General features: G+C 63.4%; 28 protein-coding genes. 5 read left to right on the top strand and 23 right to left on the bottom strand.

Annotation, left to right across the window (positions count from 1 at the left end; genetic code table 11):
* Positions 1–12 precede the first annotated feature (12 nt).
* From ACZYHG_RS08090 to rplS, 8 genes are all read right to left on the bottom strand, one after another.
* Complete coding sequence (locus ACZYHG_RS08090) at positions 13–1,209, bottom strand: GGDEF domain-containing protein (RefSeq protein WP_464613335.1); 1,197 nt, start codon at positions 1,207–1,209, stop codon at positions 13–15.
* Positions 1,210–1,372: 163 nt separating this feature from the next.
* Positions 1,373–2,782, bottom strand: coding sequence for a 3-isopropylmalate dehydratase large subunit (gene leuC / locus ACZYHG_RS08085; protein WP_464613334.1), 1,410 nt, complete (start codon positions 2,780–2,782; stop codon positions 1,373–1,375).
* Positions 2,783–3,101: 319 nt separating this feature from the next.
* Positions 3,102–3,737, bottom strand: a complete 636-nt coding sequence (locus ACZYHG_RS08080) for a class I SAM-dependent DNA methyltransferase (protein ID WP_464613333.1) — start codon at positions 3,735–3,737, stop codon at positions 3,102–3,104.
* A gap of 54 nt (positions 3,738–3,791) precedes the next feature.
* Positions 3,792–4,604 (bottom strand): amino acid ABC transporter permease, encoded by an 813-nt coding sequence (locus ACZYHG_RS08075; protein ID WP_464613332.1) that lies wholly within the window; start codon positions 4,602–4,604, stop codon positions 3,792–3,794.
* A gap of 268 nt (positions 4,605–4,872) precedes the next feature.
* Entirely contained in the window at positions 4,873–5,673 is an 801-nt protein-coding gene (locus ACZYHG_RS08070; protein WP_464613331.1) for a transporter substrate-binding domain-containing protein, read from the bottom strand.
* 236 nt (positions 5,674–5,909) lie between these two features.
* Positions 5,910–6,407, bottom strand: a complete 498-nt coding sequence (locus ACZYHG_RS08065; RefSeq protein ID WP_464613330.1) for a MarR family winged helix-turn-helix transcriptional regulator — start codon at positions 6,405–6,407, stop codon at positions 5,910–5,912.
* Complete coding sequence (locus ACZYHG_RS08060; protein WP_027031899.1) at positions 6,404–6,817, bottom strand: organic hydroperoxide resistance protein; 414 nt, start codon at positions 6,815–6,817, stop codon at positions 6,404–6,406. Before ACZYHG_RS08060 ends, ACZYHG_RS08065 begins: the two co-directional genes overlap by 4 nt.
* A 155-nt stretch (positions 6,818–6,972) precedes the next feature.
* Positions 6,973–7,524: a 50S ribosomal protein L19 gene (gene rplS / locus ACZYHG_RS08055; RefSeq protein ID WP_027031900.1), complete on the bottom strand. Its 552-nt coding sequence runs from the start codon at positions 7,522–7,524 to the stop codon at positions 6,973–6,975.
* Between the two features lie 312 nt (positions 7,525–7,836).
* Here rplS and ACZYHG_RS08050 point away from each other — a divergent pair, with 312 nt between their 5' ends.
* Positions 7,837–8,589, top strand: a complete 753-nt coding sequence (locus tag ACZYHG_RS08050) for a sulfite exporter TauE/SafE family protein (protein ID WP_464613329.1) — start codon at positions 7,837–7,839, stop codon at positions 8,587–8,589.
* On the opposite strand, the gene trmD is transcribed toward ACZYHG_RS08050, so the two are convergent.
* Together trmD and rimM are read right to left on the bottom strand one after the other, a co-directional pair.
* The gene (gene trmD, locus ACZYHG_RS08045) at positions 8,571–9,269 is read right to left on the bottom strand and encodes a tRNA (guanosine(37)-N1)-methyltransferase TrmD (RefSeq protein WP_464613328.1); all 699 of its coding nucleotides are present in this window, start codon (positions 9,267–9,269) and stop codon (positions 8,571–8,573) included. The two genes, ACZYHG_RS08050 and trmD, sit on opposite strands and share 19 nt — an antisense overlap.
* On the bottom strand, positions 9,266–9,865 hold the full coding sequence (gene rimM / locus ACZYHG_RS08040; RefSeq protein ID WP_464613327.1) for a ribosome maturation factor RimM: 600 nt from the start codon (positions 9,863–9,865) through the stop codon (positions 9,266–9,268). Before rimM ends, trmD begins: the two co-directional genes overlap by 4 nt.
* A 122-nt stretch (positions 9,866–9,987) precedes the next feature.
* Between rimM and ACZYHG_RS08035 the strand changes: the two genes are divergently transcribed.
* Together ACZYHG_RS08035 and ACZYHG_RS08030 are read left to right on the top strand one after the other, a co-directional pair.
* Complete coding sequence (locus ACZYHG_RS08035) at positions 9,988–10,926, top strand: tyrosine recombinase XerC (RefSeq protein WP_464613326.1); 939 nt, start codon at positions 9,988–9,990, stop codon at positions 10,924–10,926.
* A gap of 61 nt (positions 10,927–10,987) precedes the next feature.
* Positions 10,988–12,055 carry a TraB/GumN family protein gene (locus ACZYHG_RS08030; RefSeq protein ID WP_464613325.1) on the top strand — a complete coding sequence of 356 codons (1,068 nt, stop codon included), beginning with the start codon at positions 10,988–10,990 and terminating at the stop codon, positions 12,053–12,055.
* Between the two features lie 743 nt (positions 12,056–12,798).
* Here the strand turns inward: ACZYHG_RS08030 and lpdA are convergent.
* From lpdA to mdh, 12 genes are all read right to left on the bottom strand, one after another.
* On the bottom strand, positions 12,799–14,205 hold the full coding sequence (gene lpdA / locus ACZYHG_RS08025) for a dihydrolipoyl dehydrogenase (protein WP_464613324.1): 1,407 nt from the start codon (positions 14,203–14,205) through the stop codon (positions 12,799–12,801).
* A gap of 23 nt (positions 14,206–14,228) precedes the next feature.
* On the bottom strand, positions 14,229–14,984 hold the full coding sequence (locus ACZYHG_RS08020; RefSeq protein WP_464613323.1) for an SDR family oxidoreductase: 756 nt from the start codon (positions 14,982–14,984) through the stop codon (positions 14,229–14,231).
* Positions 14,981–15,484, bottom strand: coding sequence for a hypothetical protein (locus ACZYHG_RS08015; protein WP_464614641.1), 504 nt, complete (start codon positions 15,482–15,484; stop codon positions 14,981–14,983). The genes ACZYHG_RS08020 and ACZYHG_RS08015 overlap by 4 nt, the downstream gene beginning before the upstream one ends.
* Positions 15,485–15,523: 39 nt before the next feature.
* The gene (gene odhB, locus ACZYHG_RS08010; protein ID WP_464613322.1) at positions 15,524–16,807 is read right to left on the bottom strand and encodes a 2-oxoglutarate dehydrogenase complex dihydrolipoyllysine-residue succinyltransferase; all 1,284 of its coding nucleotides are present in this window, start codon (positions 16,805–16,807) and stop codon (positions 15,524–15,526) included.
* Positions 16,808–16,836: 29 nt separating this feature from the next.
* Positions 16,837–19,824 (bottom strand): 2-oxoglutarate dehydrogenase E1 component, encoded by a 2,988-nt coding sequence (locus ACZYHG_RS08005; protein ID WP_464613321.1) that lies wholly within the window; start codon positions 19,822–19,824, stop codon positions 16,837–16,839.
* 136 nt (positions 19,825–19,960) lie between these two features.
* Positions 19,961–20,863, bottom strand: coding sequence for a succinate--CoA ligase subunit alpha (sucD, locus tag ACZYHG_RS08000; RefSeq protein WP_464613320.1), 903 nt, complete (start codon positions 20,861–20,863; stop codon positions 19,961–19,963).
* A 27-nt stretch (positions 20,864–20,890) separates the two neighbouring features.
* A complete protein-coding gene (locus ACZYHG_RS07995; RefSeq protein ID WP_464613319.1) occupies positions 20,891–21,307 on the bottom strand; it encodes a PIN domain-containing protein in 417 nt (138 codons plus the stop codon).
* Entirely contained in the window at positions 21,234–21,539 is a 306-nt protein-coding gene (locus tag ACZYHG_RS07990; protein ID WP_023784120.1) for a hypothetical protein, read from the bottom strand. Before ACZYHG_RS07990 ends, ACZYHG_RS07995 begins: the two co-directional genes overlap by 74 nt.
* Positions 21,540–21,622: 83 nt before the next feature.
* Entirely contained in the window at positions 21,623–22,120 is a 498-nt protein-coding gene (locus ACZYHG_RS07985) for a DUF1579 family protein (protein WP_464613318.1), read from the bottom strand.
* Positions 22,121–22,123: 3 nt separating this feature from the next.
* Positions 22,124–22,495 carry a cupin domain-containing protein gene (locus ACZYHG_RS07980; RefSeq protein ID WP_464613317.1) on the bottom strand — a complete coding sequence of 124 codons (372 nt, stop codon included), beginning with the start codon at positions 22,493–22,495 and terminating at the stop codon, positions 22,124–22,126.
* 4 nt (positions 22,496–22,499) lie between these two features.
* Entirely contained in the window at positions 22,500–23,693 is a 1,194-nt protein-coding gene (gene sucC / locus ACZYHG_RS07975; RefSeq protein WP_464613316.1) for an ADP-forming succinate--CoA ligase subunit beta, read from the bottom strand.
* A gap of 29 nt (positions 23,694–23,722) precedes the next feature.
* On the bottom strand, positions 23,723–24,691 hold the full coding sequence (mdh, locus tag ACZYHG_RS07970; protein ID WP_027031916.1) for a malate dehydrogenase: 969 nt from the start codon (positions 24,689–24,691) through the stop codon (positions 23,723–23,725).
* A 289-nt stretch (positions 24,692–24,980) separates the two neighbouring features.
* On the opposite strand from mdh, the gene ACZYHG_RS07965 reads away from it, so the two are divergent.
* Both ACZYHG_RS07965 and ACZYHG_RS07960 read left to right on the top strand, forming a co-directional pair.
* Positions 24,981–25,124: a hypothetical protein gene (locus ACZYHG_RS07965; protein ID WP_464613315.1), complete on the top strand. Its 144-nt coding sequence runs from the start codon at positions 24,981–24,983 to the stop codon at positions 25,122–25,124.
* Positions 25,125–25,315: 191 nt separating this feature from the next.
* Complete coding sequence (locus ACZYHG_RS07960) at positions 25,316–25,516, top strand: hypothetical protein (RefSeq protein WP_464613314.1); 201 nt, start codon at positions 25,316–25,318, stop codon at positions 25,514–25,516.
* A 5-nt stretch (positions 25,517–25,521) separates the two neighbouring features.
* Here the strand turns inward: ACZYHG_RS07960 and zapE are convergent, their stop codons facing one another.
* The gene (zapE, locus tag ACZYHG_RS07955) at positions 25,522–26,745 is read right to left on the bottom strand and encodes a cell division protein ZapE (RefSeq protein WP_464613313.1); all 1,224 of its coding nucleotides are present in this window, start codon (positions 26,743–26,745) and stop codon (positions 25,522–25,524) included.
* Positions 26,746–26,762 lie beyond the last annotated feature (17 nt).

The following is a 26,762-nucleotide window of genomic DNA, read 5'->3' as shown; positions in this document are numbered from 1 at the left end:
TTGGGAGACGGATCAGCCGGTCTTTGGAATCTCCGGGACCAAACTCGCTTCTGGCCGTTCGTAGGAGAGGCGCACGCTGTCGCGGCCGTTCTTCTTGGCCTTGTAGAGCGCCTCGTCGGCACGGCGCATCAAGGGCTCCAGCGCTTCGTCGCCGCTGCGGGCCGCCACGCCAAAGCTGGCGGTGACCCTTGTGCCGGCGGGAAGCCCGTCGACGCGGCCGGCCGAATAGAGCGTGCGCACCGCCTCTGCGAACAATCGCGCTGCTCCGAGATCGCTCAACGGCAGGAGCACCGCGAACTCCTCGCCGCCGATGCGCCCTGCAGCACCCCGCGCACCGGTCGCAGACCGAAGCTTGGCGGCGAAGTCGGCGATCACGCGATCGCCGGCGGCGTGCCCGTGCACATCGTTGAGCGCCTTGAAATGATCGAGGTCGGCCAGCACCAGCGCCACCGGGAACTTGGCCGCCGCACAGTGTTGCAGGAGCAGGGCCGCGCGCTCCTCGAAACCACGGCGGTTGAGAAGACCCGAAAGCGGATCCGTGTGCGTCTCGGCCTTCAGCGCCTTCATCACATCGAGCGCCGCGGCGCTGAACAGGCAAAGCGCGATCAGCAGCGAAAGCAGCGCATGCGACAGCAGTGCTGTCGTCCAGTAGGACGAACCGTAGAACCCGTCATAGCTGGTGAACGGCCCATGCGCGATAACGACGACAAGGGTGCGCACGAAGAAGTTCACGCCCGACAGCAGCGACAGCACGAACAGGATTTTCTCGGTCGGGCCGTTGTTGCGCACCGGCCGCAATTCGGCGGCGACAAGAAGGCTGATGCCTCCGAAGGCGAAATTCATCGCCAGGATACGCCAGGTGAGATCCGGCGCGACGAACAGGAACCAGCACAGCGACGCCAACCCGCCACCACCCAGTATGGCGATCGCCACATAGGGCACCTTGCGGCCGTAGCGAGCGACAATGGCGGCGGACAGGCTGCAGCCGGCGATGGTGAAGCAGATGTTGGACACCAGCTTGGTCAGCGCCATGCCGACCGGCAAGGTGAAATACTGGAACAGAAAGCCGGGTGCCGAAATGCCGTAGCTGAGCGCCAGCACGGCGAGATAGGGGCGGTGGCGCTGATAGGTCCATAGCACGAGGAAGGCCGCGCCGAGTGCCAGCGCGATCGTTGGATTGAGCAGTGCTATGAACAGACCTGTGTCCAAAGGACGGTGACTTCCCCCTCACTGACGTCGGGGAAGAGCTTAGCGCTCAAGCCCAAACAAGGGGTTAAGCGCAAGCGAATATGTGAGAACGCGCGAATGAAAAAGACCCCGGAACCGCAATGCGATCCGGGGTCTGGCAACCATCAAACGTGTGGACCGGAAGCTATTTCCAGTCGCGGATGTCGACGAAGTGGCCGGCGATCGCCGCCGCCGCCGCCATCGCCGGCGACACCAGATGGGTGCGGCCCTTGAAGCCTTGCCGGCCCTCGAAATTGCGGTTCGAAGTCGAGGCGCAGCGTTCATGCGGCTTCAGCCGGTCGTCGTTCATGGCCAGGCACATCGAACAGCCCGGCTCACGCCAATCGAAACCGGCGGCAATGAAGATCTTGTCGAGACCCTCGGCCTCCGCCTGTTCCTTGACCAGGCCGGAGCCCGGCACGATCATCGCATCGACATGCGCACTCACCGTCTTGCCTTCGACCACCTTGGCCACGGCGCGCAGATCCTCGATGCGGCCATTGGTGCAGGAGCCGATGAAGACGCGGTCGAGCGAGATGTCGGTTATCTTGGTTCCCGGCGTCAGGCCCATATAGTCGAGCGCGCGGATCTTTGAGGTGCGCTTGTTTTCATCTGTGATCTCTTCCGGATTGGGCACGACACCCTGCACCGAAACGACGTCCTCGGGCGAGGAGCCCCAGGAGACGATCGGCGGCAGCTTGGCCGCGTCGAGCACGATCACCTTGTCGAAATGCGCGCCCTCGTCGGACTGCAGCGTCTTCCAGTATTCGAGCGCCGCATCCCAGGCAGCGCCCTTCGGCGCGCGCGGCTTGTCCTTGACATAGGCGAAGGTGGTCTCGTCGGCGGCGATCAGGCCGGCGCGCGCGCCACCCTCGATCGACATGTTGCAGATCGTCATGCGGCCTTCCATCGACAGCGCGCGGATCGCCTCGCCGGCATATTCGATGACATAGCCGGTGCCACCGGCGGTGCCGATCTCACCGATGATGGCCAGGATGATGTCCTTGGCGGTGACACCTTCCGGCAACTGGCCGTCGACACGCACCAGCATGTTCTTGGCCTTGCGCTGGATCAGCGTCTGCGTGGCCAGCACATGCTCGACTTCCGAAGTGCCGATACCATGCGCCAATGCTCCAAAAGCACCGTGCGTGGAGGTGTGGCTGTCGCCGCAGACGATGGTCATGCCGGGCAAGGTAAAGCCCTGCTCCGGGCCGATGATGTGGACGATGCCCTGGCGGATATCGTTCTCGGAATAATATTCGACGCCGAAATCCTTGGCGTTCTTGGCCAGCGCCTCGACCTGGATGCGGCTTTCCTCGTTCTTGATGCCGAACTTGCGCTCGGGCGAGGTCGAGACATTGTGATCGACCACGGCCAGCGTCTTTTCAGGATGCCGGACTTTTCGGCCGCTCATGCGCAGGCCTTCAAAGGCCTGCGGGCTGGTCACTTCATGGACCAGGTGGCGGTCGATGTAGAGCAGGCAGGTGCCATCGTCCTGGCGGTCGACGATATGGTCGTCGAATATCTTGTCGTAGAGGGTGCGCGGTGCGCTCATGTGCGTAAATCCGTCGATATGAGAATGGGAAAGAGCAGACGCCGGTAGGCTCGGTCCGGCGCAACGACCTGGACAGGTCGGCCTAGCTAAGTCGGCTGGTCAAAGCACCGCTGACGCGCGCGGAAAAGCGCGACGGCAGGCGTTTTCTGTCCTGCAGCACGAACCCCTTGTAAGCCGGATCGCCAAAAAGCTCTTCCATGGCGTGGCTCATACCAATGTTTTGGCTTTTCGGCAATTGCCGCGTGTTTTGGCAGAACGTGGATCTCGCCTTCACTTCCACACCGGGGGAGGAAGGGCGCCAATGTCGGGAACGCGCCGCTCAAATCACCTCAAACACAAAAGTCTTCACCAGCGCATCCGGCTCTGCGATGGCATAGCAGCGGAACCAAGGACTTTGTTCGATCAGCCGCCATTTCCTTGTCTGCGTGAGTTCGTCGAACACGGCCTGGAAGCCGCCGCTTTCAAACACCTGGTCGCGTACGGTGAAGATGGCATGGCCGCCCTTTTTGGTGATGCGCACGAGATCGTGCAGGCCTGACGCCGGCGCATGGCTGATGGTGAACACGCCGGTTGAGAAGAAGGCGCGAAAATGGCCGTCCGGCCACGGGAGCGGCCCGCCCAGCATCGCCTGCTTCAGCTCGCTGTAGGCGTTCCGGCTGCCGGCGATCTTGAGCATGTCGTCCGAGAGGTCCAGCCCTGCGATGTCGCCATAGCCGAGCGCCTTGAGCGACGGCCCCGACAGGCCGGTGCCGCAGCCGGCATCGAGCAATGGGCCTTCACCCGCCGGCACATGGCGTGCCACCCAGGCCGTGATCAGGAACGGCAGGAGATAGCCGAGCGAGGCGGTCTCGCTGTCATAGGTCGCGGCCCATGCGGCATAGGCCTCTTCAAGCGCTTCCGGCGAGCCAGCGGTATAGACGGAATCCAGCGCCGCATTGGCTTTGTCGACGATCATGAGGCCTCCTCAGCGAAATATGTCGGTGATGGTAACCTTGTCTTCGCTCAAAAACTATTCCTCGTGCTGGCGGCGCAGGCGCCGTTCCAGCGCCCTGAGCGCCAGCGACAGGCTGACGGTCAGGATGAGATAGATATAGGCCGTTATCGAATAGGTCTCGAAGAAGCGAAACGAGCCGGCGGCATAGACTTTGCCCATCTGGGTAATGTCGGCGACGCCGAGCACGGAGACCAGCGAGGAATCCTTGACTAGGGCGACGAAATCATTGCCGAGCGGCGGCAGGATGGTGCGGATAGCCTGCGGAAACACGACCAGCCGGAAGCGTTGCGTCCGGCTCAGCCCAAGCGCCTTGGCCGCCTCGATCTGGCCCTTCTCGACAGACTGGATGCCGGCGCGAAAGACCTCGGATATGAAGGCTGAGTAGCCGATGGTCAGCGCCATGACGGCGCGCCACAAAAGCGACACGTCGCGCACCAGCAGCTCACCAAAAAGGCCCGCGCTTTGCAGCGGCGCGGTCAGCGCGTTCCAGGCGGCGACGAAGGCCGGCGCGCCGGCAAAAGCGATCCAGAACAACAGCACCAGTATCGGCACGCCGCGAATGATCTCGACATAGAAACGGGCGACCTGCCGCAGCCAGGGGGAACCCGACAGGCCCATCAACGCGATGCCGAGACCGATAGCGGACGCCAGCGCGAAGGCGATCACGGTGACGAAGATGGTGGTCCAGATGCCCTTGGCGACGGTGGCGAAGACCTGGGCGTAGAGATTGCTGGTGGCGATAAACAGCGCCGCCGCCAATGCGAGAAGGATGGCGACGGCAAGCCACCAGGGGAAGTCGGGTTTGGTGGAGGAGGCAGGCGGTGCCATCAGGCGAGCACGGCAGCGCAGGGATTGTCGGAGGATAGCGCCAAGCCACCCCCCTCTGCCCTGCCGGGCATCTCCCCCTCAAAGGGGGAGATTGGATATTGTCTCGGCTTTCGCCAATCCCCGACGTCGCAGAACTGGCGGTGCCACTGAAGCCGCTGATCTCCCCCCTTGAGGGGGAGATGTCCGGCAGGACAGAGAGGGGTGCCCTGGCGCAGGGTCAGCACGATTTGCGGCGCACCATCGTCATCAAGCACGCGCGCCAATGAAACTACTGCCCCATCTTGTAATCAAGAAACCACTTCTTGTTCAGCGCATCGAGCGTACCGTCCGCCTTCAGCGCCGCGATCGCGGCGTTGACCGGCTTCACCAGGTCCGACCCCTTCGGGAAGATGAATCCAAAATCCTCGCTACCGAGCGGTCCGCCGATCAGCTTCAGCTTGCCCGCGGAAGCGTCGACATAGCCCTTGCCGGCGGTGCCGTCGGTGAGCACGACATCCACGTCACCCGACTTCAATGCCTGCACCGTGGCGCCGAAGGTCTCGAACAGCTTGATGCGCGGATTCTGCTCATTGCCGTCGAGCACGCTGTAGACCGCGGTGTAGAACGGCGTCGTACCGGCCTGCGCGCCGATCAGCCCGTCCTTGAAGGCGCCGAAGGTCTTGGCGTCGGTGAAGCGGCTTTCGTCGCCGCGCACCAGCATGAACTGCTCCGAGCGCATATAGGGGTCGGAGAAATCCACCTTCTGCTTGCGGTCGTCCTTTATGGTGATGCCGGTCATGCCGATGTTGTACTGGTTGTCGGAAACCGCCTGGATCATCGCGTCCCAGGAGGTGTTCTGGTACTCGACCTTGAAATTCAGCCGCTTGGCGATCTCGTTCATCGCATCATATTCCCAGCCGATCTGTTTGCCCGACTTGGCATCGATGAACTGCAACGGCGGATAGGCGTTCTCCGTCACCACCACCACCTTCTTGCCGCCGAGATCGGGCAGCGCATCGGCCGCCCAGGCGGCGACGGGCGCCAGGACAAGCGCAAGCAGGCCGGCCAGCAGCAGTTTCGTTTTGGTCATGATACACTCCCGAAAATTGAAAGCGCCCAGATGGGATTACAGGAAAATCCGGCGCCGACTTTAGCCGTCCGCAGACGCCTTGCAAGCCGGTCCGATGCTCTACGTCAGGCGAAAGCGGATTCCAATGCCTTCAGCCGGCGAGGTTTTAGAAACCGTCGCGGCCGGCATTCATTCCGTGATCCCGCTAAGGCCAAATAGGCCTCTCCCCGACACCGGGGAAACCGTCAAACAACGGGTCAGGATGTTGACGCAGCGCTACGCAACTTCGCGACGAACCCGGTCAAGGTGCGGTGCAGCGACTTCAGCTCTTCAGCTTCGAGCGGCATGGCGCAGGCAAGGCCCGCGGATACGTCCTTGATATGGGCGCGCAGGGCCTGCCCTTTGGCCGTCGGCTCGACCAGCACCCGGCGCTCATCGGCGGCGTCGCGCCGGCGGCTGACGAGGCCGCCCGCCTCCATCCGCTTGAGCAGCGGCGTCAGTGTCGCGGAATCCAGGCCCAGCGCCTCGCCAAGCGCACCGATCGTGCTCGGCGCGCGCTCCCACAGCGCCAGCATCACCAGATATTGCGGATAGGTCAGGCCAAGCGGCTCGAGCAGCGGGCGGTAAACCTTGGTCATCAGCCCGCTCGCCGAATAAAGCGCGAAGCACAGCTGCTGATCGAGCCGCGGCATGGGGAAAGTCCCGGCGGCCTCCGCCGGGACATCCTTGGCTTTCGTTTCGACTTTTGTCGTCATGCCGCCTTTACCGAAAGCGCCACGTCGATATTGCCCTTGATCGCGTTGGAATAGGGGCAAACCTGATGCGCCGCCGATACAAGCGCGTCGGCAGCTGCCTGATCAAGGCCTTTTGTTTCCACCGCGAGCGCAACACCGAGCTTGAAGCCCTCGCCATTGGGGAGCAGGCTGACGGTAGAGGTCACCCCGGCGTCCGTGAGCGGCAGTTTCTGTTTGCGCGCGATGAAGCGGACAGCGCTTTCAAAGCAAGCGGCATAGCCGATGGCGAAAAGCTGCTCGGGATTGGTGGCGCCACCCGGCCCGCCGAGTTCCTTGGGCATAGCCAGGTCGACCTTGAGCAGGCCGTCGCTGGTCTCGCCATGGCCGGCGCGGCCGCCGGTGACGTGAGCCTGTGTCGTGTAGAGTGCCATATCAAATCTCCAATTATCTTGTGCACGATTATTTAGTACACAAGATAATATGCCGTCAACACCCGGATTCTGTTTCCGGGGCTGAAAGCGTTCACAGTCCGGTGAACCGAAAAAAGGCGGCCGAAGCCGCCTTTTTGAATGGAATTTCCGAAATCTTATTCGGCGGGAGTTGCTTCGGCAGCAGCCTTGGCAGCTGCTTCGGCCTCGGCGGCGGCCTTCTTCTCGGCGGCTTCCTTGGCGGCCGTCTCGGCGGCCAGCGCCTGGACAGCAGCGACCTTCTCAGCCTCGATGCGGGCCTTCTCGGCGTTCAGCGCATCGCGCTCCTCATCGTTTAGCTTGCGGGCGCGCACGCCGGTGTTTTCCGAAATGCGGGCCGACTTGCCGCGACGATCGCGCAGATAATAGAGCTTGGCGCGACGCACCTTGCCGCGACGCACGATCTCGACGCCCTCGACCATCGGCGAGTAGACCGGGAACACGCGCTCGACGCCTTCGCCGTAGGAGATCTTGCGGACGGTGAAATTTTCCTGGAAGCCGGAACCGGCGCGGGCGATGACGACGCCCTCATAGGCCTGGACGCGGGTGCGGGTGCCTTCGGTCACGCGGACCTGGACGCGCACGGTGTCGCCGGGCTGGAATTCGGGAAGCTTGCGCTTGGCTTCGATCTTGGCGGCCTGTTCGGCCTCGAGCTGACGGATGATATCCATCTGATAGTCCACTTCTTGTTCTTCGACAGTCAGAGCGCCCTACGCTCGCCTTGCAGTTCCAATGACCGCTCGGTTATGCCGTTAGTCGAGAAGACATCGGGCAGGGGCGACTACACCGTCATTGTTGACGGGTCCGGGCAGATTCTTCTGGCCGGTACGGGCGGGCACATACAGCTATTTCACCGCTTTGTCACGCCCGAGCCGGAGTCTTTTTTGCCGGCATGGCATCATCGCAACCTTCCGGTGCCGGGTTGCGCGCGTGGTCAGGGCTCCCTAAGCCTGACATAGCACAGTTTTCCGCGGCGGCATTCCATGTCTGTCTTCGACGCCATCCTGCTTTTCCTGGCAGGCTTCCTGTCAGGCGCCGCCAATGCGGTCGCCGGCGGCGGCACCTTCATCACCTTCGGCGCCATGACATTGGTCGGCGTACCGCCGATCGTCGCCAACGCCACCTCCTCGGTCACGCAATTTCCAGGTTACATCACCTCGACGCTCGCCTATTGGGGGGACATCCGCCATTTCTGGCGCGGCGCCGTACTGCTCTGCCTGATCTCGGCGATAGGCGCATTGGCAGGCGCGCTCATCCTGCTGGCGCTCGACAATCCGTCCTTCCGCGTCCTGGTGCCATGGCTGTTGCTGGCCGCAACCGCCCTGTTTGCCGCCGGGCCGTGGCTGAAACCGGTGCCAAGGCCCGGACAGGACGTGGCTGTCGGCTCGTTGGCCGGTTCGCTGGCGCAGTTCGTCACCGCCATCTATGGCGGTTTCTTCGGCGCCGGCATGGGCGTAATGATGCTGGCGACGCTCGGCCTCACCCAAGCCGGCGACTACCACCGGCTGAATGCGCTGAAGAACATGCTGGCCGTGGTCATCGCGGCTGTCGCCATCATCGTCTTCGTCTCGGGCGGCGTCGTCGCCTGGCCGCAAGCGATCATCATGATCCCGGGCGGAGCGCTGGGCGGCTATGCCGGTGTGTGGATCGCCAAGCGCGTGCCGCAGAACGTGGTGCGCGGCTTCGTCATTGCGGTCGGCCTGTTTCTGGCTTTTTATTATTTCGGCAAGGGCTGAACCCCGAGCAGATCCGGCCGTCGCTCTCTCGTCAGCGCTTCCGACTCTGCTCGCCGCCATGCCGCGATCTTCTTGTGATTGCCCGAGATCAGCACTTCGGGAATCTCCCGGCCCTCGAATTCCTGCGGACGAGTGTAGTGCGGATGTTCGAGCAGGCCGTTCTCGAAGCTCTCTTCCTCACCGGACACGGCATTGCCCATCACGCCGGGCAGCAGCCGCACCACCGCGTCGAGCAACACCAGCGCCGCCGGCTCGCCACCCGAGAGGATGTAATCGCCGATCGAGACTTCCTCTAATCCTCGCGCGTCGATCACCCGCTGGTCGACGCCCTCGAAGCGTCCGCAAAGGATAACGGCGCCCGGCCCGGCCGCCAGTTCGCGCACGCGGGCCTGCGTCAGCGGGTTGCCACGCGGGCTCATCAGCAAGCGCGGCCGCACGTCGCCTTCAGGCGAAGCGTGGTCGATCGCCTTGGCCAGCACATCGGCGCGCATCACCATGCCGGCGCCGCCGCCGGCCGGCGTGTCGTCGACGGTGCGGTGCTTGTCGGTGGCGAAGTCGCGGATCTGGATTGCTTCCAGCGACCATGTGCCGGCCTCAAGCGCGCGGCCCGCCAGCGACACACCGAGCGCACCCGGAAACATCTCGGGATAGAGCGTCAGCACCGAAGCCTTGAACGTCACCGGTTGCCCCCGGCGTCGCGTGGTCCGCGCGGCCTGCCCTTCGGGTCGAAATCTTCGTCGCGCGGTGCGTCGCCATCCTCGTCCTCGACAAGTCCGGCCGCCGCCGGGTCGACGCAGACGAAACCCTCGGCGATGGACACCTGCGGCACGGCGGCCTGGGTGAACGGGATCAGCACGCCCTTGCGGCCGGCAAGCGTCACATCGAGAATATCGCCGCCGCCGAAATTGTGCACCGCCACCACCTTGCCGATGGCAGTGCCCGTCTCGTCGCGGATTTCCAGTCCGATCAGATCGGCATGGTAGAATTCATCTTCCTCGCCATCGTCGGGCAGCATCGACCGGTCGACGAACAGCTCGGTGCCGGCGAGCGCTTCGGCGGCATTGCGGTCAGCAACACCCTTGAAGCGCACCACAACGACCGTGTTGGCGGGCCTGATGTCTGTTATCTGGAAGGCGCGGCCATCCCTGGCATAAAGCGGCCCATAGTCGGCCAGCGCCATCGGCTCGCCGGTGAAGGTTTTCACCCTGAGCTCGCCCTTGATGCCATGGGCTGCGCCGATCACGGCCATCTGGACGGGGTTTTGCGGCTTGCTCATGGGGCTCGATATCCTTTGGCCCTGCTCTAACCCCAGCCCGGCGTCATTTCAATGATTGCTCGTTGTCATTTCAATGACGGGCTCTTCACCGCTTCCTAACCCGAATACAAGAAAATGCCGCCATGCAGGAATTCCTCATCCCGGCAAAGCCCGATCTCCAGGCGGCGCGCGAAAGCTGGCTGAAGATGCTCGCGCGCGAGCGCCGGCTGTCGCCCGCAACCGTCGAGGCCTATGAGCGCGACACGCGTCAGTTCCTGCATTTCCTCACCGGCCATTGCGGCGGCTCGCCCGGCATTTCGGATATCGCCAATCTGCGCCCGGCCGATCTGCGCGGCTTTCTGGCCGCGCGCCGCAACGGTGGTGCCGGTGCGCGCACGCTTGGCAGGGGTCTCGCCGGCATCCGCTCGTTACTGCGCTTCCTTGAACGGCGCGGTCTCGCCAATGCGGCGGGTGCCGCAGCACTTCGCGCGCCGCGCCAGCCCAAATCCCTGCCCAAACCGCTGACGGCAAGTGATGCCAAACATGTTGTGTCAGTGGAAGGCCAACTGGCGGAAGAACCCTGGATCGCCGCCCGCAACGCCGCCGTGCTGACGCTGCTCTATGGCTCCGGCCTGCGCATTTCGGAAGCGCTTGGCCTCGCCGGCGCCGACCTGGCATCGGAGGCCGATACGGTGCTGCGCGTCACCGGCAAGGGCGGCAAGACGCGGCTGGTGCCGGTGCTGCCGGTGGCGCTGAGGGCCATCGCCGAATACCGCCGGCTCTGTCCCTATCATCTCGATCCGAAAGGCCTGTTGTTTCGCGGCGCCCGCGGCGGCCCACTCAACCCGGCCATCATCCAGCGCGACATGGCAAAACTGCGCTCGGCCCTCAACCTGCCCGACACCGCGACGCCGCACGCGCTGCGCCACTCCTTCGCCACGCATCTGCTCGGACGTGGCGGCGATCTGCGCACCATCCAGGAACTCTTGGGTCACGCCAGCCTGTCGACGACGCAGATCTATACCGGCGTCGACACCGCAAGGCTGCTCGAAATCTATGAATCGGCCCATCCAAGGGCGTAAATCCTTCAATTTCGTGGTGCCAATTAACCGTTTTGCCGCTTTTCACCGTTAGAAAACGCCTATGAAACGCGTCATTGCCATCGCCGACCGTGCAGCTTCCCTGTCGCTGAAGCTGCTTATCGCGCTCAACGTGCTGTTTTTCCTGTCCTTCCTCGCCGTGCTGCTGTTCGCGGCCGGCAAGGCGCATGCGGAAATCCCGAGCTGCACCGGTGCCGACATGCTGTCGGCCCTGCAGAAGAGCGACCCTGCCACCTACAGCAAGATCGAAGCCGAAGCCGCCGCCACGCTCAACGGCAAGGGCCTGCTCTGGAAGCTGGAAAAGTCCGGTGAAAAACCATCCTACCTGTTCGGCACCATGCATATGACCGACCCGCGCGTCACCACGCTGCCGCCGGTCGCGCAGAAGGCTTTTGACGCCGCCGGCACCATCATCATCGAAACCACCGACGTGCTCGACAAGCAGAAGATGATGGCGGCGATGCTGAAGGAGCCGGATCTGATGATGTTCACCGACTCCACCACGCTGTCGTCCTTGCTGACGCCGGACGAGGCGGCGGCCATGAATGCAGCGCTCGATGCGCGCGGCATCCCGCCGGCAACCGTTGCCAAGATGAAGCCCTGGATGCTGTCGGCGATGATGGCGCTGCCGGCCTGCGAACTCGCCCGCCAGTCGGGCGGCGCGCCGGTGCTCGACGTCAAGCTGGCTGAGGGCGCCAAGGCCGCCGGCAAGCCGGTGGAGGGTTTGGAAACCGCCGAGAGCCAGTTGCGCGCCATGGCCTCGCTGCCGCTTGCCTTCCACATGAAGGGCCTGGTCGACACGCTGAAGCTGGGCGACAAGGTCAACGACATCAACGAGACCATGATCCTGCTCTACCAGCGCGGCGACACCGGCATGTTCTGGCCATTGTTTCGCGCCGCCATGCCGGAAGAGCAGAACGATCCCGCGGGCTACGCGGCCTTCGAGGAAACCATGATCACCAGCCGCAACAAGGTGATGGTCGATCATGCCGAGCCGATCCTGGCGAAGGGCAATGCCTTCATGGCGGTCGGCGCGCTGCACCTTCCCGGTCCGCAGGGACTGGTCGAGGATTTTCGCAAAGCCGGCTATACTGTCACCGCCGTCAATTGAGTCGGCGACGGCGGAAGGGGTCAACGCCGCGTTTTCGGCGTTTTCCTTCCCTAGCGTGAAACCCATTCAATGCTTGCGCGTTGATGGCTGTTGATTGATCATTTTTATCCACGGAGGGAACTTTTATGGCAAATCCATCGAACGACAGGCCAACAAGCGGCGGCGGCGGTAGCCCCTGGCTGATTGCCCTGGTCGTCGTGATCCTGGCAATTGTCGCGTACTATGTTTTCGGAAGAAGCGGCGAGCATCCGGCACCTGCCGAACCGCCGGCGGCCAGCACACCGGCCCCAGCGCCAGCACCGGCTGAACCGATGAAGCCCGCTACGCCGGCCCCAGCTCCGGCACCCGCTCCGGCGCCTGCACCAGCCCCGGCTCCTGCCCCGGCACCGGCGCCAGCTCCGGCACCCGCGCCTGCACCGGCCAACTGATCGGCTCGACATCAAATACAAACGGCCCGCTGAAAGGCGGGCCGTTTTGTTTTCGGGGCAACCAGGCGAAAGGCCCTTTAGAAACTCGCTCCGGTGAGTCAGCTGTCGTGGCTTTCGAGAACCGGAGCGGAGCGGACATTCAAGTCCGTGAGCAGCGCATGACCCCAAAAATCGATCCTGATTTTCGGAAAGGGATCATGCGCAATCAAAGAAGTGCCACAGCGTCCTTTGCGCGTCCAAAAGGACGCGCGGCGCTGTGGGAAGCGCAGAAAACCGCGCCAGATGGCCTCCGGAGTAGAGTTTATAATGGGCCTTTCAGATGTGGATCGGCTTGAAGAATGTGGCCAGCGCCGCTTCCTTGACCGCTTCCGACATCGTCGGATGCGCGTGGGTGGTGCGGGCGAGGTCTTCCGACGAGCCGCCGAACTCCATCAGCACCGCCGCCTCGTGGATCATCTCGCCGGCGCCGAAGCCGACAATGTGGACGCCGAGCACGCGATCGCTCGCCTTGTCGGCGAGGATCTTGACGAAGCCGTCGGTGTGCAGCATGGCGCGCGCGCGGCCATTGGCGCTGAACGGGAATTTGCCGACCTTGTAGTCGATGCCGGCTTTCTTCAGCTCTTCCTCGGTCTTGCCGACAGAGGCGATTTCCGGGCTGGTGTAGACGACGCTCGGAATGACATCGTAATTCACATGGCCGGCCTGGCCGGCAATGGTTTCGGCGACAGCCACGCCCTCGTCCTCGGCCTTGTGCGCCAGCATCGGTCCGGCGATGACATCGCCGATGGCGTAGATGCCGGGCACGTTGGTCCGCAGATGGGCGTCGGTCTTGACCCGGCCGCGCTCGTCGACCTCGACGCCCGCTTCCTTCAAGCCGAGACCGTCGGAGAAAGCGCGACGGCCGGTCGAAATCAACACGACGTCGGCATCGATGGTCTCGGCCGCGCCGCCCTTGACCGGCTCGAAGGTGACAGTCGCGCCCTTCTTGGCCTTGGCGACGCCGGTGACCTTGGCGCCGAGCTTGAACTCAAAACCCTGCTTGGAGAGCAGGCGCTGGAACTGTTTGGAGACCTCGCCGTCCATGCCGCCCAAAATGGTGTCGAGGAACTCGACCACGGTGACCTTGGCGCCGAGCCGCGCCCACACCGAGCCGAGCTCCAGACCGATGACGCCGCCGCCGACCACCACCAGATGACCGGGCACCTTCTCCAGCGACAGCGCGCCGGTTGACGAGACAATCACCTTCTCATCGATGTCGACCTTGACGCCGGGAATGCCGGCGACATCGGACCCGGTGGCAATGACGATGTTCTTGGTTTCGATCTCCTCGACCTTGCCGTCTTCTGAGGTGACCGAGACCTTGCCCGCCGCCACCACCTTGCCGGTGCCGCGGAAGGGGTCGATCTTGTTCTTCTTGAACAGGAAGGCGACGCCGTTGACATTGGACGACACCGTCGCGTCCTTGTGCGCCATCATCTTCTTGAGGTTGAGCTTGGGTGCCGCGATCTCGACGCCGAGCGTATCGAAGGAATGGCCGGCCTCGGCGAACATTTCGGAGGCGTAAAGCAGTGCCTTGGACGGGATGCAGCCGATGTTGAGGCAGGTGCCGCCGAAGGTCGCGTTCTTCTCGACCACCGCGACCTTCAAACCAAGCTGTGCCGCCTTGATGGCACAGACATAGCCGCCGGGTCCCGATCCGATGATAACGACGTCATAAGCCATGTTTGTTTCCCTTTGCTTGGCGCTCAGCGGCCGCCGCTGACATTCAGGATCGCGCCTGTCGTATAGGATGCGGCGTCGGATAGAAGATAGAGAATCGCGCCAGCGACTTCATCAGCGGTGCCGGCTCTTTTCATCGGCAGCGAGTCCTGGATCAGCGCCACCCGGTCCGGCTGCCCGCCGGAAGCATGGATGTCGGTGTCGATGATGCCCGGCCGCACCGCGTTGACGCGGATGCCTTCGGCGGCGACCTCGCGGGCAAGCCCGATGGTGAACGTGTCGATGGCACCCTTGGAGGCGGCATAGTCGACATAATTGTCCGGCGCGCCCAGCACCGCTGCTGCCGAAGAGAGGTTGACGATCGATCCGCCCGAACCCCCGTGACGCGTCGACATGCGCTTGACCGCTTCGCGGGCGCTCAGGATGGAGCCTACGACATTGATGCGCATCATGCGTTCGAGCCGTGCCGCGCTCATCTCGTCGACCCGCGCCTTGGCGTCGACGATGCCGGCATTGTTGACGAAGGCGTCGAGCCGGCCCCAGGTGCGGTCCACCGCCTCGAAAATGGCCAGGATGTCGGCCTCGCTGCCGACATCGCCCTTGACCGCGAAAGCGTCGCCGCCGTCAGCCTTGATCTCGGCGACCAGCGCGTCGGCGGCTGCCTGGTTCGAGGCAAAATTGATTGCCAGGCGATAGCCCGCCTTGGACCCCTGCCGGCAGACAGCGGCGCCGATGCCGCGGCTGCCGCCAGTGACCAGCAGCACCTTTTGCGCTTCGCTCATTCCTGGCATCCCTTCAGCGTAAACACATCCGACGGCACCTTCGAGAATCCGCTGCCGCCATAGGCCAGCGAATGCCGCAATGACGGCCCAAGGTCGGGAAGGATCAGTGTCTTCGGCGCATCGACGCCCTGCGCCGGCAAGAGCCCGATCGCGCCCTTGTCATTCGATGTATAGATTACACCGTTCCATAGGGTGCAGGCGGCAAGCTCGCCGCCGGTGACGTCGCCCTCCGGGCATTTGTACATCAAGGAACCGTTCGGCCGCGCTTCACCCGAGCTCCACATCACAATGCCGTTCAGCACCACATTGTTGTCGAGGATCATGCGGAAACTGTTGGTGACAACAGCCGACGTGCCGGTCGGCGTAAAATCGATCTCGCTGCCGCTTTGCGCGTCGCCATAGACGGCGAGTTCGATCGGGCAGGCGGCATGGGCATTTGCGGTGGCCAACACCATTGCGGCCACCAGCACAACCGGTTTGGCCCCAAGCAAACGGGCCATCATTGGCCGACCCTGCCGCGAGCAGCCATTCGACCAGCCTCAGAGATCAAGCACCAGCCGTTCCGGATCCTCCAGGCTTTCCTTGACGCGCACCAGGAAGGTCACGGCTTCCTTGCCGTCGACGATGCGGTGGTCATAGCTGAGCGCCAGATACATCATCGGCCGGATCACGATCTGGCCGCCGACCACGACAGGCCGGTCCTGGATCTTGTGCATGCCCAGAATGCCCGACTGCGGCGCGTTGAGGATCGGCGTCGACATTAGCGAGCCATAGACGCCGCCATTGGATATCGTGAACGTGCCGCCCTGCATGTCCGCCACCGACAGTTTGCCGTCACGCGCGGCGATGCCCAGCCGGCCGATGTCCTTCTCGATCTCGGCGATCGACATCTGGTCGGCATCGCGCACGACCGGCACGACGAGGCCCTTCTCGGTGCCGACGGCGACGCCGATATGGGCGTAGTTCTTGAAGATGATGTCGGTGCCGTCGATCTCGGCATTGACCGAGGGTATTTCCTTCAAGGCGTGGGTGACAGCCTTGGTGAAGAAGCCCATGAAGCCCAGCTTCACGCCGTGCTTCTTCTCGAACACGTCCTTGTATTTGGACCTCAGCGCCATCACCGCTGACATGTCGACCTCGTTGAAGGTGGTCAGCATGGCGGCGGTCGACTGCGCTTCCTTGAGACGGCGCGCGATGGTCTGGCGCAGCTTGGTCATGCGCACCCGCTCTTCGCGCGAGGCGTCGTCGCCCGAGGACGGCGCCCGCACAGAAACCGGTGCGGGTGCCGGAGCGGCCCTCGGCGTTTCGGCCGGCTGCGACGGCGCGCCCTTGGAGATGGCGTCGAGCACGTCGCCCTTCAGCACTTGGCCGCGCTTGCCCGAGCCGGAGACCTGGTCGACCGACAGATTGTTCTCGGCGATCAGTTTGGCGGCGGCGGGTGCCGGCGGCATGCCGCGCGGCTCGACCGCGCCGGCATCACCGGCGATCTTGGCGGTCTCGGCCGCGGCCTGCTTGGTCGTGTGCGCCGCGTCGGGGCTCGATGCCTGCGACACCGCCTGTGGCTTGGTTGCCGGAGCAGCGGCGCCACCGGCCGAGATCGACCCGAGAAGCGCGCCGACACCGACCGTCTCGCCTTCCTTGACGGTGATTTCGCCCAGCGTGCCGGCGGCGGCGGCGGGCACCTCCACCGTCACCTTGTCGGTTTCGAGTTCGACCAAAGGCTCGTCGACTGCAATGGCGTCGCCAACCTTCTTGAACCATTTGCCGACGGTCGCCTCGGTGACGGATTCGCCGAGAGTGGGGACGCGGATTTCGGTAGCCATTGTGCCTGTCCGTTTTTGGTCGGGTTCTGTTATTCGCCGAGCGCGTCTTCGAGCAAGGCGGCGAGCTGGGCAAGGTGCTTGGACATCAACCCCGTCGCCGGCGACGCGGCCGCCGGCCGGCCGGTGTAGCGAACGCGCTGATGCTTGGCGTCGATATGCGCAAGCACCCATTCGAGATAGGGGTCGATGAACGACCAGGCGCCCATGTTCTTGGGCTCCTCCTGGCACCACACCATCTCGGCGTTGCGGAAACGCGACAATTCGGTGATCAGCGCCTTGGCCGGGAACGGATAGAGCTGTTCGACGCGCAGCAGATAGATGTCGTTGATGCCACGCTTCTCGCGCTCCTCGTAGAGGTCGTAATAGACCTTGCCCGAGCACAGCACGACGCGGCGGATCTTGCTGTCCTTGACCAGCTTGATCGCCTGTCCGGAAAGCAGTTGCGCGTCATCCCACAGCAGCCGGTGGAAAGAGCTTTCGCCCGACATTTCCGGCAGCGTCGACACCGCCCGCTTGTGGCGCAGCAGCGACTTCGGCGTCATCAGGATTAGCGGCTTGCGGAAGTCACGCTTCAGCTGCCGGCGCAATATATGGAAGTAGTTGGCCGGCGTGGTGCAGTTGGCCACTTGCATGTTGTCTTCGGCGCAAAGCTGCAGGAAGCGCTCCAGCCGGGCCGAGGAATGTTCGGGACCCTGACCCTCATAGCCATGCGGCAACAGGCAGACGAGGCCCGACATTCTGAGCCACTTGCGCTCACCGCTAGAGATGAACTGGTCGAACACCACCTGGGCGCCGTTGGCGAAGTCACCGAACTGCGCTTCCCACAAGGTCAGCGCCTTCGGTTCGGCGAGGCTGTAGCCATATTCGAAGCCCAGCACCGCCTCTTCCGACAGCATCGAGTTGATGACTTCGTAGCCTGCCTGCGCCGCCGACAGATTGTTGAGCGGGATGTAGCGGGTTTCGTCGCGCTGGTCGTAGAGCACGGAATGGCGTTGCGAGAAGGTGCCGCGCTCGGAATCCTGCCCTGACAGGCGGATCGGATTGCCGTCGAGCAGGATGGCGCCGAAGGCCAGCGCCTCGGCTGTCGACCAGTCGATGCCCTCGCCGGAGTCGATGGCCTCGCGGCGGTTCTCGAGGAAGCGGATGATCGTCTTGTGCGCCTCGAAGCCCTTCGGCACCTCGGTCAGCTTCTTGCCGATTTCCTTCAGCACCTTGACCGGCACGGCGGTCTTGCCGCGCCGTTGTTCGTCCTGGTTGTCGGCCGTGCGCAGGCCCGACCAGGCGCCGTCCAGCCAGTCGGCCTTGTTGGGCTTGTAATGCTGGCCGACTTCCCATTCGGATTCCAGATGCGCGCGCCAGTCGGCCTTGAGCTTGTCGAGCTCGGCCTGGGTGATGTGACCCTCGGCGATCAGCCGCTCACCATAGATCTGCACCGTCGTCTTGTGGGTGCGGATGTTGCGATACATGAGCGGCTGGGTGAAGGCCGGTTCGTCACCCTCATTGTGGCCGAAGCGGCGGTAGCAGAACATGTCCACGACCACCGGCTTGTGGAACTTCATGCGGAACTCGATCGCCACCTTGGTGGCGTGGACCACGGCTTCCGGATCGTCGCCATTGACGTGGAAGATCGGTGCCTCGATCATCTTGGCGACGTCGGACGGATAGGGCGACGAGCGCGAGAAGCGCGGATTGGTGGTGAAGCCGATCTGATTGTTGATGATGAAGTGCAGCGTGCCGGCGACACGGTGGCCGCGCAGCCCGGACAGGCCGAGGATTTCGGCAATCACGCCCTGGCCGGCGAAGGCGGCGTCACCGTGCAGCAGCAGCGGCAGCACCTTGGCGCGTTCCTCCAGCGGTACGATCTCCTCGCGGCCGCGGCCGAACAGATAGTCCTGCTTGGCCCGCGCCTTGCCCATCACCACCGGATCGACGATTTCCAGATGCGAAGGATTGGCGGTCAGCGACAAATGCACCTTGTTGCCGTCGAACTCGCGGTCCGACGAGGCGCCGAGATGGTACTTGACGTCGCCTGAGCCTTCGACCTCGTCGGGGGCGGCCGAGCCACCCTTGAACTCGTGGAAGATGGCGCGGTGCGGCTTGGCCATCACCTGGGAAAGCACGTTCAGCCGGCCACGATGCGCCATGCCGAGCACGATTTCCTTCATGCCGAGCTGGCCGCCGCGCTTGACGATCTGCTCCAGCGCCGGGATCAGCGCTTCACTGCCGTCGAGGCCGAAACGCTTGGTGCCCTTGTACTTGACGTCGATGAACTGCTCGAAGCCTTCGGCCTCGATCAGCTTCTGCAGGATCGCCTTCTTGCCGGTGGCGGTGAAAGAGATTTCCTTGTCGGCGCCCTCGATGCGCGCCTGGATCCAAGCCTTCTCCTCAGGATCGGAGATGTGCATGAACTCGACGCCCAGCGTCGAGCAATAGGTGCGGGTCAGGATCTCCAGCATCTGCCGGATGGAGCCGAATTCGAGCCCGAGCACATTGTCGAGGAAGATCGGTCGGTCGTAGTCGGCTTCGGTGAAGCCGTAATTCTCGGGCGACAGTTCATTGTAGTCCTCGAGCGGCTTGGCGATGCCCAGCGGATCGAGATTGGCGTGCAGATGGCCGCGCATGCGGTAGGCGCGGATCATCATGATAGCGCGAACCGAATCGCGCGTCGCCTGGTGCACGTCGGCATCGGACAGGACGACGCCGTTGGTGACCGCCTTGTCCTTGACCTTCTTTTCAACCGTCTTCTCGACCAGGCCCCAATTGCCGTCGAGCGCCGACACCAACTCGCCATTGGCCTGCAGCGGCCAGGAGGGCTTCGCCCACGAGGCGCCCTTGGCGTTCTTTCGCACATCACCGGCATCGTCCTTCAGCCCGGCGAAGAACTCCTGCCAGTCCGGATTGACCGAGGCGGGATCGTCCTCATAGGCGGCATAGAGCGCGTCGATGTAATCGGCGTTGCCGCCATAGAGGAACGAGGTGAGCGAAAATTGGTCGTTGGCCTGATCTTGTCTTGCCATGTCGTTTCAGCGGAGCCTGGCTCCGTCTCCTTGCGTTTGCGGCAGGGCCGCGATAGCGGGCGGTTCACCCGCCCTTCTTGTCCCCTCAAAGCCAACGAACCGCCGTTGGCTCTCATTCCAACAATCAGCGCGCGGTTCAGCCCTTGATGGCTTCAACCAGCGTCGTGCCGAGCCGTGCAGGTGACGGCGAGACCTTGATCCCGGCCGATTCCATGGCCGCGATCTTGTCTTCCGCGCCGCCCTTGCCGCCCGAGATGACCGCGCCCGCATGGCCCATCGTGCGGCCCGCCGGCGCGGTGCGCCCGGCGATGAAGCCGGCCATCGGCTTCTTGCGGCCACGCTTGGCTTCGTCCTTGAGGAACTGCGCGGCGTCTTCCTCGGCCGAGCCGCCGATCTCGCCGATCATGATGATCGACTTGGTCTCGTCGTCGGCGAGGAACATCTCTAGCACGTCGATGAACTCGGTGCCTTTGACGGGGTCGCCGCCGATGCCGACCGCGGTGGTCTGGCCGAGGCCGACATTGGTGGTCTGGAACACTGCCTCATAGGTAAGTGTTCCCGAGCGCGAAACAACGCCGACCGAGCCCTTGCGGAAGATGTTTCCGGGCATGATGCCGATCTTGCATTCATTGGGGGTGAGCACGCCCGGGCAGTTCGGCCCGATCAGCCGCGAGGTCGAGCGGTCGAGCCGCCCCTTGACCTTGATCATGTCCATCACCGGAATGCCTTCGGTGATGCAGATGATCAGCGGAATTTCCGCCTCGATCGCTTCCAGGATGGCTTCGGCGGCACCCGCCGGCGGCACATAGACCACGGACGCATTGGCGCCGGTCTTTTCCTTGCCCTCGGCGACGGTGGCGAAGATCGGCAGGCTCTCGCCCTTCGACCCGGTCCAGGTCTCGCCGCCCTTCTTGGGATGGATGCCACCCACCATCTTGGTGCCGTGATAGGCCAGCGCCTGTTCGGTGTGGAACGTGCCGGTCTTGCCGGTCAGGCCCTGCACCAGCACCTTGGTGTTCTTGTCGACGAGAATAGACATGGGTGATTACGCCTCTGAATTCAGCGATTACAAGAAAGGATTAACGGCTCGGACCGAGCCATAAACCTGGTTGTGGTTGAGATCTTCAGTGTAGAAAATCGGCGCGCCGAGATACCCGGCCGCGGCGAGAAGCGCGGCGTCGTAGTAGTGAATTCCGTAGCGGCGCGCGAGGTCCAGTCCCGCGCGAACGTAGCTTTCATCGACAGGTACCAACGGGCAAGTCCCGAGGAGGACCAGCCACTGGTCGAGCAGATCATCGCCAAGTAGGGATTTCCCCCGCGCCACCGCGATGAATTCGGCCAAAGTCTGCCCCGACACGCCAAAGACAGTGCTCGATACCAGGTCTTCGGCGATTGGCGCGCGGCGCGGATCACGATTCTTCTCCGAAGCCGCGTAGATCAGGACGTTCGTGTCGAGAAAGCAATCGATCTTCCCGGTCGGCATAGGCGTCCCTTCGATCCCACTTGTAAGGGGTGTCTGCGCTGTCACTCCGTTTCGCGGCCTCGTCCATGAGCCGCTTCATTCCCGCCTTGGCCCAGGCAATCCGGTCTTCCTGTTCGACTTCATGCGCAAGCAGGGAACGAATGAGGGCGTTGAGCGTCGTCTTGCGACGTTCGGCCAGGCCTCGCGCTTGTTCAAGCAGAGCCTCGTCCATGGCCAGGGTGACGTTCTTCATCGTGTGTCTCCACATAAATACACAGTAGTAATATGTGTGATTATGTGTAATTCTGCAACCGTCCTGACCACGATCTCCATTGCTCAGCCTTCCCTCAACTCGGAAGGCAGAACGCGCCGGTAAAGGCCGCTCACCATCTCTTGCCAGGTACCGCTGCCGGGTGGCTGGAATTCCAGCCGCATGCGATAGCTGTCGTCTGTGGCGAAGTCGTAGGTGACGCGTGCGGCTCCGCGCGGCGATGAGCGCAACAGCATCAGTGTGTTGCCGTCCCACGTGCCCGTGGCCGGCGACATCGGCACGAAACCCATCGAATCGAACTGGTGCATGGTGACGACGCTGTTTTGCTGGTCGAAGCCGAACACGCTGTGCGCGCCGAACGAGATCGTGCCGTCGCGGCGCTGGCGATAGCGCTGCACCACGAACAGGCCGCCGAACTGTGCCTCTGCCAGCACGTCCGACGTCGCCGTGCCGCCATCGGCCCATTGCGTGTCCGCTACCTCTTCCTCGCCGCGCCACGCGCCGACCAGGGCCTGCAGGCGCTGGTGATCGGCCGAGAGCGAGGAGAAGGATGCAGCGTTCATCGGTCAGAGCCGCTTCAAATCGGAGACGGTGAGATTGCTCTTGGCGTTGCCGGTGTTGAGCGTCGTCGCCGGCTCGAACATCAGTACCACGGGCTCGGCGGTCAGCGAGCGCGGCCGGTGCTCGACGCCGCGCGGCACGACGATGAAATCGCCCTCGCTAAGCTCGACCGGACCATCGCGGAAATCGATGGCGATGCGGCCGCGCAGCACGAGGAAGGCCTCGTCCTCATGCTCATGCGCGTGCCAATCGAAAGCCGCGCCGAACTTGGCGACCTTCGCTTGGGCATCGTTGACATCGCCGGCGATATGCGGATCGAACACCTTGGTGATCTTCGCGTCCGCCGCCTCGACGAGGTTTATCTTGCGCGGAGGCATCCGCTCAGCCCTTCACCGCCGCCACGATCTTCTTGGCCGCGTCGTCGAGATCATCGGCCGACACCACGTTGAGGCCGCTGTCGTTGATGATCGTCTTGCCGAGCTCGGCATTGGTGCCTTCCAGGCGCACGACCAGCGGAACCTTGAGGCCGACTTCCTTGACCGCGGCGATGACGCCCTCGGCGATGATGTCGCACTTCATGATGCCGCCGAAGATGTTGATCAGGATGCCTTTGACCGCCGGATCCTTGGTGATGATCTTGAACGCCGCCGTCACCTTCTCCTTGGACGCGCCGCCGCCGACGTCGAGGAAGTTGGCGGGCTCGGCGCCATAGAGCTTGATGATGTCCATCGTCGCCATGGCAAGGCCGGCGCCGTTGACCATGCAGCCGATATTGCCGTCGAGCGCGACATAGGCGAGGTCGTATTTCGACGCCTCGATCTCCTTCTCGTCCTCTTCGGTGGTGTCGCGCAGTTCGAGCACGTCCGGGTGACGGAACAGCGCGTTGTTGTCGAACGACACCTTCGCGTCGAGCACGCGCAGCCGGCCGCTCTTCATGACGATCAGCGGGTTGACCTCGAGCAGGCTCATGTCCTTCTCGACGAAGGCCTTGTAGAGGATCGGGAACAGCGTATCGCCGTCCTTGGCCGCATCGCCGTCGAGCTTCAGCGCGCCATTGAGCGCCTTCAGATCGGCAGATGTGACGCCCTTTTCCGGGTCGATGGCGACGGTGATGATCTTTTCGGGCGTATCATGCGCGACCGCCTCGATGTCCATGCCGCCTTCGGTCGAAACGACGAAGGCAACGCGGCCGACCGTGCGGTCGACCAGGATCGAGAGATAGAGTTCGCGGTCAATGTCGGCGCCGTCCTCGATGTAGAGGCGGTTGACCTGCTTGCCGGCCGGGCCTGTCTGCTTGGTCACCAGCGTGTGGCCGAGCATCTCGTTGGCGTTGGCAACGACCTCGGCGACCGACTTCGCCAGCCGCACACCGCCCTTGGCGTCGGGGCCCAGCTCCTTGAATTTGCCCTTGCCGCGGCCGCCAGCATGGATCTGGCTCTTCACCACGTAGAGCGGACCGGGAAGTGCCTTGGCGGCGGCTTCCGCCTCGCTTGCCTTGAACACCGGCACGCCTTCGGCCACCGGCGCGCCAAAGCTCTTCAGCAGCGCCTTGCCCTGATATTCATGGATGTTCATGGGATTGTCTCCAGATCAACGGCCGGGGTTTACTTCGAGGCGAGCTGCGGCGCGATCTTGACGCAGGCCTCGGTCAGGCCCTGCACCGTCGCCACCGAACTGTCGAACATTTTCTGCTCGCTCTTGTTGAGGTCGATCTCGATGATGCGCTCGACGCCGCCGGCGCCGATCACCACGGGAACGCCGACATAGGTGTTCTTGACCCCATACTGGCCCGAGAGGAACGCCGCGCAAGGCAGCACGCGCTTCTTGTCCTTGAGGTAGGCTTCGGCCATCTGGATCGCCGAAGCCGCCGGCGCGTAATAGGCCGAGCCGGTCTTGAGCAGGCCGACGATCTCGGCGCCGCCGTCACGGGTGCGCTGCACGATCTGGTCGAGCTTCTCCTTCGAGGTCCAGCCCATCTTGATCAGGTCGGGCAGCGGAATGCCCGAGACCGTCGAATAGCGGATCATCGGCACCATGGAATCGCCGTGGCCGCCGAGCACGAAAGCGGTGACGTCCTCAACCGAGACCTTGAACTCCTCGGCCAGGAAATAGCGGAAACGCGCGCTGTCGAGCACGCCGGCCATGCCGACGACATGGCTCTTGGGCAGGCCGGAAAACTTCTGCAGCGCCCACACCATCGCATCGAGCGGGTTGGTGATGCAGATGACGAAAGCTTTTGGCGCGTACTTCTTCAGCCCGGCGCCGACCTGTTCCATGACCTTGAGGTTGATACCCAGCAGGTCGTCGCGGCTCATGCCCGGCTTGCGCGGCACGCCGGCGGTGACGATGCAGACGTCGGCACCCTCGATCCCGGCATAGTCATTGACGCCGGTCAGCCGGGAATCGAAACCATCGACCGGCGAAGACTGCGCGATATCGAGCCCCTTGCCCTGCGGCGTGCCCTCGGCAATATCGAACAGCACCACGTCGCCGAGGTCCTTGAGGCCGATCATGTGGGCGAGCGTGCCGCCGATCATGCCCGAGCCGATGAGCGCTATCTTGTTGCGTGCCATGAGAGGATGTTTTCCCTTTGTGTTTGACGGTGTCTCAAGTCTTTAGCGGCTTGATGACGGTGTCGAGCAAGAGGCCGGAATGCTGCGGGGAAACCGCGAGATTTCGCCGCACCCAATAGCCCCGGTGAGCGATAAATTCAAACGATTATTTTGGGGTGAGCATTTTCAATCGGTTAGATGGTTTGGGATTTACGTAAACGTCAAAGTTTGTAAGCCGACTTGGCTGACAATACACATTTAGGGTGGCGATCAGAAGGCTTGAAGAGCCGATGACGCCCTTGTGATGCGAGTGGCCGAGGATGTGTTCGACGAGCCGGTCAGGCCACACCGACTGGGAGCCTATCTCAGTCAGGCAAGCTATTTCATGATCGCGGCTCGCGCGCTTTATGAGTCGCGCGATTCGGTGGCCGAGCCGTTCGTGATGTATGTTTAATGCCCTGGATCATTGCTGTTGGTTTTGCGGCCACGACAACAAGGAGTTAGCCATGGCCGAAACGGAACCGCTCATTCTGCGTCGCTGGTCGTCCGTCATCCGCACGGCAGGATCGCGCTGCCTATGCCGCCTATGTCGGAAGGACAGGGGGGCTTGATTACGCGGCCACGGCAGGCAATCGCGGCTTCCAGATGCTTATGCGTGATCGCGACAACGGCACGACGGAGATCGTCACATTGAGCTGGTGGTCATCAATGGACGCGGTGCGAGGCTTTGCCGGCGATGCACCGGAACTGGCCCGCTACTACCCGGAAGATGATCGCTATCTCCTGGAGAAATCCGAATTTGTCGATCACTACACAGTCGTTGCCGGCAGTTTGCCAGCCGCCTGAAAGGCTCAAGCCGTAGCGACAGGAGGCTCATCCTGCTGGCTTTCGAGCCTGTTCGCCGAATCCTTCGCCTTCCGCCGCTCGGCCCAGTCCTCCAGCCAATCGCGGCTCTGCATCTCGATCAGGCGTGACGCCGTGCGCTCGAACTCGAACACCTCGACGCCGCGCTTGGCGACGTAAAGCTGCGGCGGCGGCGCCTCGGCGCTCACCACCAGCCGGACGTGATGGTCGTAGAGCGTGTCGATCAACAGGATGAAGCGCTTGGCCTCGTTGCGCTTGCCTTCGCCCAGCACCGGGATGTGATCGATGAAGACAGTCGAAAAGCGCCCGGCGATGGCCAGGAAATCACGCGCGCCGAGCGGTTTTTCGCAAAGGTCGGCGAAAGCGAACCGCGCCGCGTCGCCGGCGGCAGCCGGCACCACCACTTGCCGGCCCTTGAGCGCCAGCGACGTCGCCGCCGTCGGCGCGCCGCGCGTCATCGTTCGCCAGGCCTCGTCGAGCATCCGGTCGGCCGCCGCATCGGCCGGCGTGACATAGACCGGCGTACGGGCGAGCTTTTCCAGCCGGTAATCCTTGTCGCTGTCGAGCGACAGCACCTGCGCGTGCCGTTCCAGAATGGCGATGAATGGCAGGAACAACTGGCGGTTCAGCCCGTCACTGTAGAGATTTTCCGGTGCCACGTTCGAGGTGGCGACCAGCACGACGCCGCTGGCAAACAGCGCCGAAAACAGCCTGGACAGGATCATCGCGTCGGCAATGTCGGTGACCGAGAACTCGTCGAAGCACAGCACCCAGGCCTGTTCGGCCAGCGCCTTGGCCACCGGCGGGATCGGATCGTCCTCCTTGACCGTACCGTCCTTGCGCGCCTGCCGGTGCTTCTGGATGCGGTCCTGCACATCGGCCATGAAGTCGTTGAAATGGACGCGGCGCTTGCGCCGCACCGGCAGCAGCTCGAAGAACATGTCCATCAGCATGGTCTTGCCGCGGCCGACGCCGCCATGGATGTAGAGGCCCTTGACGACCTCGCGCGTCTCGCGCTTGCGGGCAAACAGCCAGCCCAGCGCACTCGATTTGTGCGCCAGCCGTTTTGCCGAGATTTCCGCTGTCAGCCGGTCGAGTGCAGCGGCGATGCGTTCCTGCGCGGGGTCGCGCTCGATCGCGCCGGTTGCCACCAGATGGTCGTAGCGCTGCCTGACGGTCGCATGGGTCTGGAGGCCGTCACGCAGATGCATCGGTCACGTCGTCGTGG

It is taken from the genome of Mesorhizobium subarcticum (assembly GCF_055456085.1).
Note: the sequence above shows the minus strand (reverse complement) of the source record. Positions and strands in the feature narration are given on the sequence as shown.